Origin of the sequence: Roseovarius sp. (assembly GCF_040223625.1) — a bacterium.
Lineage (GTDB): Bacteria > Pseudomonadota > Alphaproteobacteria > Rhodobacterales > Rhodobacteraceae > Roseovarius.
The window spans coordinates 17306-32455 of the sequence record NZ_JAVKFX010000059.1 but is presented as its reverse complement, the minus strand read 5'-3'; the positions used below and the strand labels follow the sequence as shown (position 1 = coordinate 32455).

Below are 15150 nucleotides of genomic sequence, written 5' to 3'. Positions count from 1 at the left end.
TTTCGCCCCGCGGGCATAAACCCGGCGGGGGCCGCGCCCCCTCCCCGCTCTCAGTTCCAGAACCCGGCCTGAACCTCGGCCTGCCGCACGCCCTCGGGCGTGTGCACCTCGACCACGTCGCCCGCATCCCAATGCGTCAGCCGCACCATGCCGATGGCCACGTTGGTCTCGAAATCCGGACTCCACGCGGCGGAACTCACCCGCCCCACCGTCTTGCCACCCGCCGTCACCGGCCACCACCTGTCACAGACGGGCACCTTCGGCCCCTCGATCGACAGCGCCCGGATCTGCTGCACAGGCCCTTCCTTGGCCACCCGCAGCAGCGCATCGCGCCCGATACAGCCCACCGCCGACTGCGTGTTGCAGAACCGGCCCAGACCGCATTCATGCGGCGTGTTGTCGTCGGTCATGTCGTTGCCATAGCTCAACAGGCCGCTCTCGATCCGCTCGATCAGGTTCGGACAGCCCGCATGCACATCCAGATCGGCCCCCGCCTCCATCAGCGCGGTCCAGAGCGGCATCCCGGCATCGCTGCCATCCACGTAAATCTCGTACCCGCCCTGCTTGGAATAGCCCGAGCGCGCCACCACGTGGCTCCGCCCCTCGAACTCCAGCGGCGCGAACCGGAAGAACCGGATATCCCTTGCCTGATCGCCAAAGACCCGCGCCATCAGCTCCTCGGCCTTCGGCCCCTGCACCGCCAGCGGCGAGACATCCGGCTCGTCGATCAGCACATCCAGCCGCCAGCCCTGCGCCACGCCGTTCACCCAGTAGAGCAGATCGCTGTCGGCAATCGAGATCCAGAACCGGTCCTCCGCCAGCTTCACCGCCACCGGATCATTCAGCATGCCCCCCGTCTCGTCCACGATCGGCATGTAGTAGCACTGCCCCGGCAGCATCCCCCGCAGATCCCGCGGCGTCAGCATCTGCATCAGCCGCCCGGCATCGGGCCCGCGCAGCTCCACCTGCCGCTCACAGGCCACGTCCCAGACCTGCACCGCTTCCTTCAGGTGATGGTAATCCTCCTCCACCGACCGGAACACCGTCGGCAAAAGCATGTGGTTATAGACCGTGTAGGCCTTTACCCCCGCCGCCTCGACCCCCTCGGAAAACGGCGTCCGGCGCAACCGGCGTGAGGGCGACAAAAGCGGCGCAGCCATCGGGCTCACTCCTCGTCCGGCATCATGAACAGGTCGGTGACCGGCGCTTTCAGCCCGGTCCTCGTCATCATCGCATGCACCTGCCCGCGGTGATGGGTCTGGTGGTTGAACATGTGCACCACGCAGGGCGCGATCGGCTTCGTCACCTCGCGCCCCATCGCGCCCGAATAGAACCGGAAGCTCCCGGTCAGCTCGACCGCATGCAGGCCCATGGCCCAGCGCGAAATCACCCCGTCCACCCGGAACCGCTCGGCACTCCACGCGCCAAGCGTCGGGAACAACGCTGTGCTGTCCTTGATCCCGCCCTCCGGCTTCTCCCGAGGCTCGTGGAACCGGCTCATCCACATCCGGTCGCCCCAGACAAGGTGGTTCAGCGTGCCCAGGATCGACCCGAAGAACGCCCCGTGATCCGCCTTCAGCGCCTCCAGCGGCACGCCTTCCAGCGCCTTCTCGATCTGGCGGTTCTGCCAGGCGTTGTAACGCGCCATCAGGCGGCAATACTCCGGCGTGATCATGCCCATGGCTCCCTACTTGGGCCCGCCCCAGTCGATCGGACAGATCTCGGCCGACTTGCCGCCGAAATCCCAGATGCGCCCGTAGTCCCGCACCCGCGATTTCACCCCGCGCGCGGCGATGATGTCGGGGCCCATCCAATATTTCGAGTTCGAGATCATTACCGGATGATCCGGGCTCGCCCCGTCGATCATCTCGATCTCGCCCTGGATCTTGCGCCCGATATAAAGGCCCCGCCGCTTGCCCTCTCGGACAATCTCGACCTTCTCGCGCTCGGCGCCCACGATATCGCTCACCAGCATCGTGAAAAGGCCCGTGGTCCCCCCGGCCGCGCCGGAAAAGATCTGCAACAACCCGTTATACGCCTTCCCGCTCGCCCGCTCGTCCACGTAGGCGGCCACCTTCCAGCCGCCCTCCGCCATCCGCCCGGGAATCTCGACCATGAGACCCACGTTCAGCCCCGACAGGTCTTCCCCCTCGTAATGCCCCTCGTCGATGGCAATCGCCATCCACGCCTTGCAATCGCCCTCCGTTGGCGGGTGCTTGCCCAGGCTGACCACGCAAGGACAGAACAGCTCGCACGAGCAGTTCAGGAACAGCTCGCCCTTGATCTTCCACTCGGTGGGCGTCATCGTCCGCCGCTTGGGGTTCGCCATCCGGTTGTCGATCCGCTGCGAGATCGGCAGCTTGTCGGCATCCTGCCTGCGTCTCAACGCCATGTCCTATACTCCCGTCACAAAAGGCCAGGCCAGCACCACCAGCCCGCCCGCCATCAGTATCGCGCCCATCGGCTTCACCACACGGTGGCCGATCTGGGGCAATTTTTCCAGCACCATGAACAGCGTCGCCAGCCCCATCCACAGAAGGCTCATCACCCCGCCGACAAAGCCCAGCGCCATGAAGCCCCAGCAGCAGACGGCACAGAACGCCCCCAGCCCCAGCCCCATGCGCAAGCCCCCCAGCGTGCCCGGCCGCCAGTGGCCGAGGTAATAGCTCATCGGGCTGTGGCACACCCCGTGGCAAACCTCCTTCGTGCGGGTGAACTGGAACGCCCCCACCACGATCAAGAGCCCGCCGGAGATCAACATCGATTTGGGAATGCCCAGCATATCGATCACCCCGCCGAACAGCAGCGCCAGCTGCACGCCGGTAATCGCCGCGGCAAAGCCGATCCATACGATGGCGTATCCCGTCAACACGCCCAGCCAGCCACCCCAGCTCCCGTTCGCCGAAATCATGAGGTCTTCATACGCTCTGAGCGTCGGCACCAGTGTCGGCAGCATCATCGCCGCCATCATCACCGCCCACATGGCAAACAGCGGCCAGAACTCGGCCATCGGCATGTACATGTCCATCCGCGGATCCATCGCGGCCATCCGCTGCGCCATCTCGCCCGGCCGTCCGATCAGGTCGAGATCCATGCCGGTCGCCATCTGGTAAAGCCACGCCCACGCGGCCAGTATCCCGCCGAAGAAGGCCAGCCAGAGAACGCTCCGCAGCGGCGTGGCAATCGTGTCGCGCATGGGCCTCCCTTCCCGACTCGTGGCTTGCGCGGAAAATGTCAGACATTTAAATGTATGACAAATGGAAACTGCCAAAACCCCCAAGGCCGACCTCTCGGCCCAGATCGCGCAGGCCATCCGCGACGCCATCGTCGAAGGGCGGATGATCACCGGCGAACGCCTGCCCTCCGAGGCCGAACTTGCCGAGCAATTCAACGTCTCCCGCCCCACCGTGCGCGAGGCGCTCAAGCGGCTGGCGGCCCAGTCCCTCATCCGCACCCAGCGCGGCGCTTTCGGCGGCGCTTTCGTCAACCGGCTCTCCTACGAGGAAGCCTACGGCCAGCAGATCACCACCTCCACCCTGCTCCTGTCGATGAACGGCGTCAGCTTCGAGACCGCCTGCGAGGCCCGCTACGCCCTCGAACGCGCCTGCACCCCGCTCGCCGCCGCCCGCCGAACCCCCGACCACCTCGCCACCATGCGCGCCGAGATCCACCGCCAGGGCCAGCCCGGCCTCTCCGACGAAAGCTTCTGCGCCTCCGACGTCACCTTCCACCGCGCGCTGGTCGACGCGGCCGGCAACCCGGTGCTCAGCTACCAGCTCGCCGGCGCGGTCGAGGCGATGCAGCCGCTGATGAACATGATCACCTTCACGGCACGGTCGCGCGAAGCAATCGTCGCCTTCCACACCCGCATCGCCGACGCCATCGAAGCCGGTGACAGCGCCGCCGCGGAAACCGCCCTGGAAGAACTCGCCGCCTACACGCTCGAGCTCGGCCGCGGCGTCATGGAAGCCCGCGCCGCCAGATGATTGAGGGGCCAGCCCCTCAAGCTCCCCGGGATATTTCCAGCCAGAAGAAACACGGGCACACCCCAAGCTTCTTCTGGCCCCAAGTATCCCCGCCGGAGGCTCCCCAACTCTCAGCCTATAACAGGTGGCCCGACTTCTTCGCCTTGGTCGCCAAATACGCCCGGTTATGCGCCGTCTCGCCCACCTTCAGCGGCACCCGCTCGGCCACCTCGATGCCGTTCTGCTGCATCATCGCGATCTTCGCCGGGTTGTTGGTCAGCAGCCGCACCGCCGAGAACCCCATCCGCTTGAGGATATCCGCCCCGATCCGGAAATCGCGCTCGTCATCCTCGAAGCCCAGCCGGTGATTGGCCTCCACCGTGTCGAAGCCCTGGTCCTGCAGGGAATAGGCGCGCATCTTGTTGGCAAGCCCGATCCCCCGCCCCTCCTGGTTGAGGTAGAGCAGCACGCCCGCCCCCTCGTTGCCCATCTGCGCCAGCGCGCCGCGCAACTGCGGGCCACAGTCGCATTTCAGCGATCCCATCAGGTCACCGGTGAAACAGGCCGAATGCAGCCGCGCCAGCACCGGCGCCTCCCGCGGGGGCTGGCCGATCTCGATGGCGTAATGCTCCTCGCCGCCATCCTCCGGCCGAAAGATATGCAGCTTGCCCGCCTCCGACACCGCCAGCGGCAGCCGCGCGCTCACCACCGGGTGCAGCGGGCTGGCCGCCTCCAGCAGCGGCGCCGCCGCGGCCCCGTCCACCACCGTCAGCCGCCGCTCCTGCGAGAACGACGCGGCATTCTTCAGCGGCAGCACCAGCACCGCCGGCAACAGCCGCGCGGTCTTGGCCAGCTTCAGCGCCAGCCGGTGCAGCCCGGCATCCCCGCCCCGCTCCGACACCAAGGGCCCCTTCATCGGCGTGCGCAGGTCGTCGGCCGGGTCGGCCACCCCCAGCACCCAGGGCAACCCCGCATCCGGCGGCAGCACGATCCTTGCCAGGTCCCCGTCATAGGGCCGCGCCTTCAGCGTCTCGGCCCGCCGCGCACTGATCACCACCACCGGCGGCCCGCCCAGCGCCCGAATATCCGCCAGCCTTGCGCCATCCAGCGTCTCCGCCGCCAGCACCAGGAGCGCCCCCTCCGGGCCCGTCAGCACCACCGGCACGCCCATGCGCAGATCGCTGCGCGCCCGTGCAAGGATCTCGGTCAGGTCAGGGGCAAGGCTCATGCGGTCACATCCCGGCGTGTGAAAGTTGAAGAACGGATCTAGCGTCTTTTGCAACGAATTGAAACAATTGGCCACCCTCTAACACTTGGCCGTGAACGCCCTGTCATATTCCTTGCCCCGCGCGGCGCGTCGGCACACATCTGCCGAAACGAAACGAGGTTAGCGATTATGGCACAGCTCAAGAAAATCCTGCTGGTCGACGATGACGAGGACCTGCGCGAGGCGCTCGGCGAACAGCTTGTGATGACCGAGGATTTCGACGTCTTCGAGGCCGGCAACGGCGCCGAGGCGATGCAACGCGTCAAGGACACGATCTACGACCTGGTGATCCTCGACGTGGGCCTTCCCGACACCGACGGGCGCGAGCTCTGCCGGCTGATGCGCAAGCAGGGCGTCAAGGCGCCGATCCTGATGCTGACGGGCCATGACGGCGACGCCGACACCATCCTCGGCCTCGACGCGGGCGCCAACGACTACATCACCAAGCCCTTCAAGTTCCCCGTGCTGCTCGCCCGCATCCGCGCCCAGCTCCGCCAGCACGAGCAATCCGAGGATGCCGTCTTCCAGCTCGGGCCGTATACCTTCAAGCCGGCCATGAAGCTCCTTCAGACCGAGGACGACAAGAAGATCCGCCTCACCGAGAAAGAGACGAACATCCTCAAGTTCCTCTACCGCTCGACCGAGGGCGTCGTCCCCCGCGACGTGCTCCTGCACGAGGTCTGGGGCTACAATGCCGGCGTCACCACCCACACGCTGGAAACCCACATCTACCGCCTGCGGCAGAAGATCGAGCCCGACCCCTCCAACGCCCGCCTGCTGGTGACGGAATCCGGCGGCTATCGGCTGCTGGCCTGAACGGAATCACGTACGGCCATTGAACCCGCCGCGCTTGGCGACTAGATGCCGGTAAGCCGTTTCATGTGCGGCCAATCACATGTACCTCCCTGTTGGACTGCCCCGGCCATTGCGCCGGGGCTTTTTTTGGTGGACGGGTCGTATCCCCCGTAACCTGCCCCCTCCCGCCGCGTCACCCTTTGGCATATCCGCCCCGAGCCCCAATATCGGGACCAGCAACCAAAGGAGCCTCCCGATGAAACAGGTGATCCACGAAGAGTTCGGCGACCCGGCCCAGGTCCTGCGCTGCGTCGAGACCGAAGAGCCCGTCCTCGGCGCCTCCGAGGTCCGGGTCGAGGTCCTTCGCGCCCCCATCAACCCCTCCGACCTGATCCAGATCGCCGGCCAATACGGCGTCAAACCCGACCTGCCCGCCGTTCCCGGCAACGAGGGGCTGGGCCGCGTCGCCGACGCCAACGGCACCAAGCTGAAAGGCGGCCAGCTTGTCCTCCTCCCCGCCGGCAGCGGCACCTGGGCCACCGGGATCGTCGCCGAGGCGGGCGATTTCGTGCCCCTTCCCGATGGCGACCTCGACCAGCTTGCCATGCTCGCCATCAACCCGGCCACCGCCTACCTGCTGCTCGACGATTTCGTCGACCTGACCGAGGGCGACTGGATCATCCAGTCCGCCGCCAACTCCGCCGTCGGCGCCTACGTGATCCAGCTCGCCCATGCCCGCGGCATCAAGGTCGCCTGCGTCGTCCGCCGCGAAAGCGCCGTGGCGGGGCTGAAGGAAATGGGCGCCGACGCCATCCTCGTCGATGGCGAGACCCTTGCCCGCGACGTGGCCCAGGCCACCGACGACGCGCCCATCCGCCTCGCCCTCGACGCGGTGGCGGGCGACACCATGGCCCGCCTCGCCGCCACCCTCGCCCCCGGCGGCACGCTGGTCAGCTACGGCGCGATGTCCATGGCCCCCGCCCCGCTCGACGCCAAGGTGCTGATCTTCTCCAGCGTCACCCTCCGCGGCTTCTGGCTGGCCCAGTGGTTCGAGGATTCGACCCCCGACCGCCGCAGCAAGGTCTACGGCGACCTCACCGCGCTGGTGGCCTCCGGCAAACTCAGCGCGCCCGTCGACCGCCACTTCGCCCTCGAGGACATCGCCGAGGCCGCCGCCTACACCGCCGCCGGCGAACGCTCGGGCAAGGTGCTTCTGGCGCCGAACGGGGTCTGACCGGGCCGCGCCCTTCACCCCCCGAAATTTCCCCGCCGCCCCGGGCTGGACGTTTCCCGCCCCGGCCTTTACCTCTCCCGCGACTGACAGCGGAGACGACACCCCATGCCTTTCACCCTCGCCACCTGGAACATCAACTCGGTCCGCCTGCGCGCGCCCATCGTCTGCAAGCTCCTGAAAGAGGAAGCGCCGGACGTGCTCTGCCTGCAGGAATGCAAGAGCCCGGTGGAAAAGATCCCCGCCGAGATGTTCGCGAACCTCGGCTACAAACACATGATCGCGCGGGGGCAGAAGGGCTATAACGGCGTCGCCATCCTCTCCAAACAGCCGATCGAGGAAGTGGGCGTCCACGACTTCGCGAAACTCGGCCACGCCCGGCACATCGCCGGCCGGCTGGAAAACGGCGCGGTCATCCACAATTTCTACGTCCCCGCCGGCGGCGACGTGCCCGACCGCGAGGTCAACGACAAGTTCGGCCAGAAGCTCGACTACCTCACCGAGATGCGCGACTGGTGCCGCGAGGAGGCGCCCTCGAAATCCATCCTAGTGGGCGACCTCAACATCGCCCCGCGCGAAGATGACGTCTGGTCGCACAAGCAGCTCCTCAAGGTGGTCAGCCACACCCCCGTCGAGGTCGAGCACCTCTCCGACGTGATGGAGGCCGGCAAATGGGCCGACATCACCCGCCGCGACATCCCCGAGGGCCAGCTCTACAGCTGGTGGTCCTACCGCGCCCGCGACTGGGACGCCGCCGACAAGGGCCGCCGGCTCGACCATATCTGGGCCAGCGCCGACATCGCCAATGCCGGCCATTCCAGTCGCATCCTCCGCACCGCCCGCGGCTGGGACAAGCCAAGCGATCACGCCCCGGTTTTCGCCACGTTTGACCTTTGACTTCACCGCCCCCGTCCACATATAGGGGCAAGACCAATCCGATGGAGACGACAATGCTGGAACTGGGCCAAAACCAGAATACCGCCGCCGCTGCCGGCGACCTGATCAAGGATGTCTCCGAGGCCGATTTCATGGCCGAGGTGATCGAAGCCAGCCAGACCGTGCCGGTGATCGTCGATTTCTGGGCGCCGTGGTGCGGGCCGTGCAAGACGCTCACCCCCGCGCTCGAGGCGGCGGTGACCAAGGCCAAGGGCGCGGTGAAACTCGCCAAGGTCAATGTCGACGAGAACCAGATGATCGCCGGCCAGCTCCGCGTGCAGTCGATCCCCACCGTCTACGCCTTCTGGCAGGGCCAGCCGATCGACGGCTTCCAGGGCGCCGTGGCGCAATCCGAGCTCGACGCCTTCATCGGCCGGATCGTCGGCCAGTCGGGCGGCGACGCCAGCGGCGGGCTCGACGAGGCGCTGACCGCGGCCGAGGAGATGCTCGACCAGGGCGCGGCAACCGACGCCGCCCAGACCTTTGCCGCCATCCTGCAGGAAGACGACAAGAGCGCCCGCGCCTATGCCGGGCTCGTCCGCGCCCATATCGCGCTCGACGATCTCGAACAGGCCGAGGCGATCCTCAACGGCGCGCCCGCCGAGATCTCCAAGGCGCCCGAGCTGGAAGCCGCCCACGCCGCGCTCGACCTCGCCAAGCAGGCGGCGGGCGCCGGTCCCGTCGGCGAACTGACGGCGGCAGTCGAGGCCAACCCCGACGACCATCAGGCCCGCTTCGACCTCGCCCAGGCCCTGCATGCCAACGGCCGCACGCAGGAAGCGGTGGATCAGCTTCTCGACCTCTTCCAGCGCGACCGCGAATGGAACGACGAGGCCGCCAAGCACCAGCTTTTCACCATTTTCGACGCCCTGAAACCCAACGATCCCATCGTCCTTCACGGCCGTCGGAAACTCAGCTCGATGATATTTGCCTGAACCCGTGAACAGGCTAGGTTGAGGGTCATGATCAACCAGGCCGACCTTCCCGACGTGATCCCGGTTTTCCCGCTGGCCGGGGCGCTTCTCCTGCCCCGCTCGCGGCTGCCGCTGCACCTGTTCGAGCCGCGCTACCTGGCCATGCTCGACGACGCCCTGAAATCGCCCGGGCGGCTGATCGGCATGGTCCAGCCCAGCATGGCGCCCGGCAAGAAGGATTGCGACCGGCTGCAGGCGATCGGCTGTGTCGGCCGGGTGACCCAGATGTCGGAGACCGAGGACGGGCGCTACATGATCACGCTCACCGGCGTGTCCCGCTTCCGCCTGCTGGAAGAGGTCGACGGCTTCACCCCCTACCGCCGTGCCCGCATCTCGTGGGACGGGTTCGACCGCGACCTCGGCCCCGCCGACACCGACGCGGGCTTCGACCGGCAGGCCTTCATGAACCTGCTCGCCCGCTACTTCGAATCGCGCGAATTGCAGACCGACTGGGAAACGCTGAAAGAGGCCGATGACGAGCTGCTGATCAACTCGCTCTCGATGCTGCTGGGGTTCGAACCCGAGGACAAGCAGGCCCTGCTCGAGGCGCCCTCGCTGACCACCCGCCGCGAAACGCTGGTGACGCTGCTCGAATACGCCCTGCGCGGCGGCGACGACAAGGAAATCCTGCAATGACCGACACGCCCGAGGCGCCCGAACCCTCCGCCACCGACCGCCGCATGCTCGAGGCGCTGGTCTGCCCCCAGACCCACACCACCCTGCGCTACGACGCGGCGGCCCAGGAACTGGTCAGCACCTCCGCCGGCCTCGCCTTCCCGATCCGCGGCGGCATCCCTGTGATGCTCATCGACGAGGCGCGCCACCTCGACTGACAGCGCCCGGCCGCGCCTGCGGGAGCCTCCGGCGGGGATATTTCAGGCCAGAAGAAGCCGGGGCGGTGCGCCTTTTTCGTCCGGCCGGAAACATCCCGGGGGCCGTGGCGAGACCTCTACCTGCTGAAAATGGCCTTGTATTCCTCGAGGCTGCGCGTTCGGGCCTTCGCCCGAGGGGTGTCCCTGGACGGAAGCACAAGGCCCGCGTCGTTGATGATCATGATGTGATCTTCCAGTATCCGCGCCGCCGCGTCGAGATGCCCGGCCTTCAGCTCCGCCAGGATCTGCTTGTGCTCGCCGAACGACCTCGCGCGATAGTCGCCCTCGCCGCCCTGAAGGCGGACGCGCAGCGCCGTGATGGACGAGGCGGTCAGGTCATAGGCCTGCGGCAGGAAGCTGTTGCCCGATTCGCGCATGAAGACCTCGTGGAACTCCCTGTCGGCGGTTTCGTACTGGGCCCAGTTGCCGCGGCTCAGCGCCTTTTCCATGCGGTAGACCGTCTGCTCCAGCGTATCGAGAACCACGGGCGCCGCCTGCTGCATCGACAGGCGCATGCCCGCCTGTTCGAGCACGGCGCGAAAGGTGCTCATCTCGAGCACGTCTTCCGGGCCCGGCGAGAAGACATAGGTGCCGGCCTGAGGGACGATGGTGACAAGGCGGATGTCGCGCAGCTTGAAGAAGGCCGTGCGCACGGGCGCCTTGCTCATCCCGAGCGCGTCGGCGATCTGCATTTCCGAGAGACGCTCGCCGAAATCGAGATCGCCCGAAACGATGGCATGGCGGATGCGGGTGAACGCCTCGTTGCTTAGCGACACATCAGTTTCCTTCGCTTCCTGCCGCGGCTCGCGGCGCAGGTGTTTTCCATAATTTATGCAAACTGCTTGACAAACAATAGTACAACTAGAATTCTAGTGTAAACAGTTTGCGTGAGGAAGTTAGCAAAATGCCCAAGTTTCACCTGATGACCCCGGATGCTCAATATGCCGACGACGCGACGATCGAGCGCGAAACGGCGGGGCCGGATGTCTCGTGGAACATCTTCCGCGAACGCGACCCCGGCCGGATCTCCGCCGAGGCGTGGAAGAATGCCGACGCGCTGGTGGTCTGGCACGAAATGCCGATCGATGCCGACGTGATCGCCCGGCTCGACCGGTGCCGCGTCATCGTCCGCGCCGGCGTCGGCTTCGATCACATCGACCTCGACGCCGCCGCCGAACGCGGCATCCCGGTGTGCAACACGCCCGATTACGGCACCAGCGAGGTGGCGGATCACGCCATCGCGATGATGCTGAACTTCAAGCGCGGCCTCAGCTCCTATCACCGCCGGCTCATGGATTCGCCGCAGGAGGGGTTCGACCATTCCCGCGCGCCGCTCACCGGGCGGCTTCGGGGGCGAACGCTCGGAATCATCGGGCTGGGCCGGATCGGCACGGCCACGGCGCTGCGCGCCAAGGCGTTCGGGCTGGACGTGGTCTGCTATGACCCGCAGGTCTCGCGCGGTGCGGAGATTGCCGTGGGCGTGCGGCGGGTCGAAAGCCTGCGCACGCTGCTGGAGACCAGCGACATCGTCAGCCTGCACTGCCCGCTCACCGACGGCACGCGCGGCATGATCAACGCCGAGACGCTGAAGCTGATGAAGCCCGGCGCCATCCTGATCAACACCGCGCGCGGCGCCATCGTGGACGTGCCCGCCCTGCTGGCGGCACTGCGCGACGGCGTGATCGCGGGGGCCGGGCTCGACGTGCTGCCGACAGAGCCGCCCGCGCCCGAGGACGCCATCGCGCGCGCCTATGCCGATCGCGCCGATCCGCTGACGGGCGAGCGGCTCCTGCTGTCGCCCCACGCGGCCTGGTCCAGCCCCGAAAGCGTGGCCGATGCCCGCCGCCTTGCCGTGGAAACGGCGGTGATGTGCGTGGCCGAGGGCCGCATCCGCAACCTCGTGAACAAACCGGCCCCTGCCGCCATGACAGCGGCCGAATAGACCAACGCCTGCGGAACCCGAACGGCCTCCGCAGGCCGACGGAGGGAGCCCGGGCCACAGGCCCGGTCGTCCCGAATGACCAGAGCATCCATGGGAGGAGCAAAGACATGACCTACAAGATAAGCATGATGGTCGCCGCAGGCGCGTTGAGCGCGGCGGCGGCGTTGCCGGCGGCGGCACAGGACTACTCGTTCAAGTTCCAGTCGGTCGACCCGGCCGGCAACCCGAACTTCATGATCCAGAACGAATGGACCGAGCGTGTCGAGCTGATGAGCGGCGGCCGGATCGAGATAGAGCTGCTGCCGGTGGGCGCCGTCGTGGAGTACAACGAAACCCAGGATGCCGTCGGCGCCGGCATCCTCGACGGGCATATCACCGATGTCAGCTACTTTTCCGGCAAGGACCCGGCCTTCGGCCTGATCGCGAACCCGATCGGCGCCTGGTCGTCGCCCGAGGAGATGTTCCGCTTCATGCGCTATGGCGGCGGCAACGAACTGATGCGCGCGCTGGAGGAGCCCTACAACCTCCGCTTCGTGGGCGCGACGACCACGGGGCTCGAAGGCTTCGTCTCCAGCGTTCCCCTCAGCGGTGTCGACGATCTCAAGGGCCTCAAGGTTCGCGCCCCCGAGGGGCTGATCCAGCAGGTCTTCGACGCGGCCGGCGCCGTGCCGGTGAACCTGCCCTATGCCGAGGTCTTCACCGCGCTGGACAAGGGCGTGATCGACGCGGCCGACTCGACGGTCTTCTCGACCAACCACTCGCAGGGGTTGCACGACGCGGGCAATCACCCGGTCTACCCGGGCTTCCACTCCATGCCGCTGGTGGAAGTCGCCATGAACCTCGACAAGTGGAACGAGCTGCCCGAGGACCTGCAGGAGATCATGACCGTGTCGGTGCGCGATTTGGCCTCGGACATGGTGGCGCAATTGTCGATCAAGGATCTCGAGGCCGTCGCCGAGGCAAAGGCCGATCCCGACATCACCGTGCACAACTGGTCGAGCGACGAACGCGCCCGCTTCCGGACCATCGCGATGGAACAGTGGGAAACCATGGCCGGCCAGTCCGAGAACGCCCGGAACGTCTATGATACGCTGACGACATACCTGTCCGAGCAAGGCATGCTCGACTGAACCCTCGCGGCAGGCGGACGGATCGACCGCCCGCCTGCCCTCCCCTGCCCTCATGCGGACACGTTCAGAAATGGCACGACGCGACACTGCGACCAGCGAGGCCCTGCCCGACGCGGTCGCCTCTCTGCACTCTCCCCTGCCCGAATCCGGGCGCCTCGGCCGGGGCCTCTCCCGGCTCACGGGGATATTCGCGGCCGGTATCCTTCTGGCGGCGGCGGTGCTCGTTCTGGAAGTGGTGACACGGTACTTCTTCAATGCCCCCACCACCTGGGCGCATGAGACCTCGATCTTCCTCAGCGCGATCACCTTCATCTTCGGCGGGCTGCTCTGCGTCATTCGCAACACCCACATCCGTGTCGTGCTGCTCTACGATCTCGTGGCGGGACGCGCCCGGCAGATACTCGACATCGTGATTTCCCTGCTATGCGCCTTCTCCACCGGCTTCTTCGCCTGGGCCGCGTGGCGGATGGTCAGGAAGGCCACGATGCGGCCCTCGGGCGACTTCTATCTCGAGACCAGCGGAAGCGCCTGGAATTCGCCCGCGCCGGCCCTGGTCAAGATCTTCCTCCTGATCGTTCTGATCGTGATGTGCGGACAGTTCCTGGTTCTCGCCATCAACTACATGCGGGCCGCCTTCAAGTCCGCAACCCCCGGAAAGACGGACCGGTCATGACCTTCCTTTCCTCCTTCATGGACCTGAGCGCACTGGGTATCGAGACCGGCACCCTGGTCATGTTCGGCCTGCTCCTGTTCCTGCTGCTGACCGGCATGCCGCTGGCGATGGTCACGCTTCTGGTTGCCCTGCTCTTCGCCATCGGCTGGTTCGGGCCGGCGGCGGTGCCGCTGATCACCAGCCGGGTCTATTCCTTCGTCTCCTCCTTCGTTTTCGTGTCGGTGCCGATGTTCGTGCTGATGGCCGCCATCCTCGACCGGTCCGGCATCGCCCGCGACCTGTTCGACGCGATGAAGCTGATCGCGGGCCGCGTGCGCGGGGGCGTCGCGGTGCAGACGATCTTCGTCGCCGTCATCCTTGCCGCCATGAGCGGCATCATCGGCGGCGAGATCGTGCTGCTGGGCCTGGTCGCGCTGCCGCAGATGCTGCGCCAGGGCTATGACCGCCGCCTCGCGATCGGCGTGGTCTGCGCCGGCGGATCGCTCGGCACCATGGTGCCGCCCTCGATCGTGCTGATCATCTACGGCCTGACGGCGAACGTCTCGGTCGGTGACCTGTTCACCGCCGCCTTCGTCCCCGGCTTCATGCTGGCGGCCTTCTACGTGGCCTATGTCCTGTTCCGCTCCTACACCGACCCCACCGCCGCCCCCCCGCCCGAGGCCGAGCAGATAGCCGCCCCCGCGCGCCGGGCGCTCCTCAAGGGGCTCGTGCTCCCGCTTTTGGTCGTCATCTTCGTCCTGGGGTCGATCTATGGCGGCATCGCCTCGGTCACCGAAGCCTCGGCCGTGGGCGTCGCCGGGGTGATCCTGTCCACCATCGTGCGCCGCGAATTCAGCTTTCCCATGCTGCTCGACGCGGCCCGCCAGACGCTGATGACGGTCGGCATGATCGTCTGGATCGGCATCGGCGCCAGCGCGCTGGTGGGCGTCTACAACCTGATGGGCGGCATCGACTTCATCTCCTCCCTGATCACGGGCGTGTCCGACAACCCGACGATCATCGTGCTGACGATGATGCTGATCCTGTTCCTGCTGGGCATGTTCCTCGACTGGGTCGGGATCGCGCTTCTGACGATGCCGATCTTCGTGCCGGTCATCCGCGACCTCGGCCTCGATCCGATCTGGTTCGGGGTCCTGTTCGCCATGAACATGCAGGTCTCCTTCCTGACCCCCCCGTTCGGGCCGGCCGCGTTCTACCTCAAAAGCGTCACCCCGCCCGAGATCACCCTGGGCGAGATCTTCCGCTCTCTCGTGCCGTTCATCTGCCTGCAGGTCCTGGCGGTCGGGCTGCTGATCCTCTTCCCGCAGATCGCGGTTTACTGAGCGGGACGTCATAAATTCCCACACTGCGAAGAAAGGCTGAAAT

General features: G+C 66.7%; 17 protein-coding genes. 11 read left to right on the top strand and 6 right to left on the bottom strand.

Annotated features, from left to right (window positions below):
- Window positions 1–50 precede the first annotated feature (50 nt).
- The 4 genes from RLN94_RS17060 to RLN94_RS17045 are packed head-to-tail and all read right to left on the bottom strand — an operon-like array spanning window position 51 to window position 3196.
- Window positions 51–1160 carry a dimethylsulfoniopropionate demethylase gene (locus RLN94_RS17060; protein ID WP_350128481.1) on the bottom strand — a complete coding sequence of 370 codons (1110 nt, stop codon included), beginning with the start codon at window positions 1158–1160 and terminating at the stop codon, window positions 51–53.
- Between the two features lie 5 nt (window positions 1161–1165).
- Window positions 1166–1681: a DinB family protein gene (locus RLN94_RS17055; RefSeq protein ID WP_350169310.1), complete on the bottom strand. Its 516-nt coding sequence runs from the start codon at window positions 1679–1681 to the stop codon at window positions 1166–1168.
- 6 nt (window positions 1682–1687) lie between these two features.
- Window positions 1688–2392 (bottom strand): DUF1326 domain-containing protein, encoded by a 705-nt coding sequence (locus tag RLN94_RS17050; protein ID WP_350080955.1) that lies wholly within the window; start codon window positions 2390–2392, stop codon window positions 1688–1690.
- A gap of 3 nt (window positions 2393–2395) precedes the next feature.
- Window positions 2396–3196: a DUF2182 domain-containing protein gene (locus tag RLN94_RS17045; protein WP_350080957.1), complete on the bottom strand. Its 801-nt coding sequence runs from the start codon at window positions 3194–3196 to the stop codon at window positions 2396–2398.
- A gap of 61 nt (window positions 3197–3257) precedes the next feature.
- Between RLN94_RS17045 and RLN94_RS17040 the strand changes: the two genes are divergently transcribed.
- Window positions 3258–3986 (top strand): FadR/GntR family transcriptional regulator, encoded by a 729-nt coding sequence (locus tag RLN94_RS17040; protein ID WP_350080959.1) that lies wholly within the window; start codon window positions 3258–3260, stop codon window positions 3984–3986.
- A gap of 115 nt (window positions 3987–4101) precedes the next feature.
- Here the strand turns inward: RLN94_RS17040 and ribA are convergent, their stop codons facing one another.
- On the bottom strand, window positions 4102–5193 hold the full coding sequence (ribA, locus tag RLN94_RS17035; protein ID WP_350080961.1) for a GTP cyclohydrolase II: 1092 nt from the start codon (window positions 5191–5193) through the stop codon (window positions 4102–4104).
- A 168-nt stretch (window positions 5194–5361) separates the two neighbouring features.
- On the opposite strand from ribA, the gene RLN94_RS17030 reads away from it, so the two are divergent.
- From RLN94_RS17030 to RLN94_RS17005, 6 genes are all read left to right on the top strand, one after another.
- Window positions 5362–6048 (top strand): response regulator transcription factor, encoded by a 687-nt coding sequence (locus RLN94_RS17030; RefSeq protein ID WP_350080963.1) that lies wholly within the window; start codon window positions 5362–5364, stop codon window positions 6046–6048.
- 235 nt (window positions 6049–6283) lie between these two features.
- Window positions 6284–7261, top strand: coding sequence for a zinc-dependent alcohol dehydrogenase family protein (locus RLN94_RS17025; RefSeq protein ID WP_350080966.1), 978 nt, complete (start codon window positions 6284–6286; stop codon window positions 7259–7261).
- Between the two features lie 105 nt (window positions 7262–7366).
- Complete coding sequence (xth, locus tag RLN94_RS17020; protein ID WP_350080968.1) at window positions 7367–8155, top strand: exodeoxyribonuclease III; 789 nt, start codon at window positions 7367–7369, stop codon at window positions 8153–8155.
- 53 nt (window positions 8156–8208) lie between these two features.
- A complete protein-coding gene (locus tag RLN94_RS17015; protein WP_350080970.1) occupies window positions 8209–9129 on the top strand; it encodes a tetratricopeptide repeat protein in 921 nt (306 codons plus the stop codon).
- A gap of 27 nt (window positions 9130–9156) precedes the next feature.
- Window positions 9157–9804, top strand: coding sequence for an LON peptidase substrate-binding domain-containing protein (locus tag RLN94_RS17010; RefSeq protein WP_350080972.1), 648 nt, complete (start codon window positions 9157–9159; stop codon window positions 9802–9804).
- Window positions 9801–10001 carry a Trm112 family protein gene (locus tag RLN94_RS17005; RefSeq protein WP_350080974.1) on the top strand — a complete coding sequence of 67 codons (201 nt, stop codon included), beginning with the start codon at window positions 9801–9803 and terminating at the stop codon, window positions 9999–10001. Before RLN94_RS17010 ends, RLN94_RS17005 begins: the two co-directional genes overlap by 4 nt.
- A gap of 116 nt (window positions 10002–10117) precedes the next feature.
- On the opposite strand, the gene RLN94_RS17000 is transcribed toward RLN94_RS17005, so the two are convergent.
- Window positions 10118–10816 (bottom strand): GntR family transcriptional regulator, encoded by a 699-nt coding sequence (locus RLN94_RS17000; RefSeq protein ID WP_350080976.1) that lies wholly within the window; start codon window positions 10814–10816, stop codon window positions 10118–10120.
- A gap of 128 nt (window positions 10817–10944) precedes the next feature.
- Between RLN94_RS17000 and RLN94_RS16995 the strand changes: the two genes are divergently transcribed.
- The 4 genes from RLN94_RS16995 (at window position 10945) to RLN94_RS16980 (ending at window position 15107) form a co-directional block, all read left to right on the top strand.
- Window positions 10945–11982: a C-terminal binding protein gene (locus tag RLN94_RS16995; protein ID WP_350080978.1), complete on the top strand. Its 1038-nt coding sequence runs from the start codon at window positions 10945–10947 to the stop codon at window positions 11980–11982.
- Between the two features lie 107 nt (window positions 11983–12089).
- Window positions 12090–13112 (top strand): TRAP transporter substrate-binding protein, encoded by a 1023-nt coding sequence (locus RLN94_RS16990; protein WP_350080980.1) that lies wholly within the window; start codon window positions 12090–12092, stop codon window positions 13110–13112.
- A gap of 70 nt (window positions 13113–13182) precedes the next feature.
- On the top strand, window positions 13183–13785 hold the full coding sequence (locus RLN94_RS16985) for a TRAP transporter small permease subunit (protein WP_350080982.1): 603 nt from the start codon (window positions 13183–13185) through the stop codon (window positions 13783–13785).
- Complete coding sequence (locus RLN94_RS16980; RefSeq protein ID WP_350080984.1) at window positions 13782–15107, top strand: TRAP transporter large permease; 1326 nt, start codon at window positions 13782–13784, stop codon at window positions 15105–15107. Before RLN94_RS16985 ends, RLN94_RS16980 begins: the two co-directional genes overlap by 4 nt.
- Window positions 15108–15150: the final 43 nt, after the last annotated feature.

Excerpts from the sequence above, each read along its gene's own strand:
- RLN94_RS17060 (WP_350128481.1), bottom strand. The coding sequence starts at position 1,160 with ATGGCTGCGCCGCTTTTGTCGCCCTCACGCCGGTTGCGCCGGACGCCG.
- RLN94_RS17055 (WP_350169310.1), bottom strand. The coding sequence starts at position 1,681 with ATGGGCATGATCACGCCGGAGTATTGCCGCCTGATGGCGCGTTACAAC.
- RLN94_RS17050 (WP_350080955.1), bottom strand. The coding sequence starts at position 2,392 with ATGGCGTTGAGACGCAGGCAGGATGCCGACAAGCTGCCGATCTCGCAG.
- RLN94_RS17045 (WP_350080957.1), bottom strand. The coding sequence starts at position 3,196 with ATGCGCGACACGATTGCCACGCCGCTGCGGAGCGTTCTCTGGCTGGCC.
- RLN94_RS17040 (WP_350080959.1), top strand. The coding sequence starts at position 3,258 with ATGGAAACTGCCAAAACCCCCAAGGCCGACCTCTCGGCCCAGATCGCG.
- ribA (WP_350080961.1), bottom strand. The coding sequence starts at position 5,193 with ATGAGCCTTGCCCCTGACCTGACCGAGATCCTTGCACGGGCGCGCAGC.
- RLN94_RS17030 (WP_350080963.1), top strand. The coding sequence starts at position 5,362 with ATGGCACAGCTCAAGAAAATCCTGCTGGTCGACGATGACGAGGACCTG.
- RLN94_RS17025 (WP_350080966.1), top strand. The coding sequence starts at position 6,284 with ATGAAACAGGTGATCCACGAAGAGTTCGGCGACCCGGCCCAGGTCCTG.
- xth (WP_350080968.1), top strand. The coding sequence starts at position 7,367 with ATGCCTTTCACCCTCGCCACCTGGAACATCAACTCGGTCCGCCTGCGC.
- RLN94_RS17015 (WP_350080970.1), top strand. The coding sequence starts at position 8,209 with ATGCTGGAACTGGGCCAAAACCAGAATACCGCCGCCGCTGCCGGCGAC.
- RLN94_RS17010 (WP_350080972.1), top strand. The coding sequence starts at position 9,157 with ATGATCAACCAGGCCGACCTTCCCGACGTGATCCCGGTTTTCCCGCTG.
- RLN94_RS17005 (WP_350080974.1), top strand. The coding sequence starts at position 9,801 with ATGACCGACACGCCCGAGGCGCCCGAACCCTCCGCCACCGACCGCCGC.
- RLN94_RS16995 (WP_350080978.1), top strand. The coding sequence starts at position 10,945 with ATGCCCAAGTTTCACCTGATGACCCCGGATGCTCAATATGCCGACGAC.
- RLN94_RS16990 (WP_350080980.1), top strand. The coding sequence starts at position 12,090 with ATGACCTACAAGATAAGCATGATGGTCGCCGCAGGCGCGTTGAGCGCG.
- RLN94_RS16985 (WP_350080982.1), top strand. The coding sequence starts at position 13,183 with ATGGCACGACGCGACACTGCGACCAGCGAGGCCCTGCCCGACGCGGTC.
- RLN94_RS16980 (WP_350080984.1), top strand. The coding sequence starts at position 13,782 with ATGACCTTCCTTTCCTCCTTCATGGACCTGAGCGCACTGGGTATCGAG.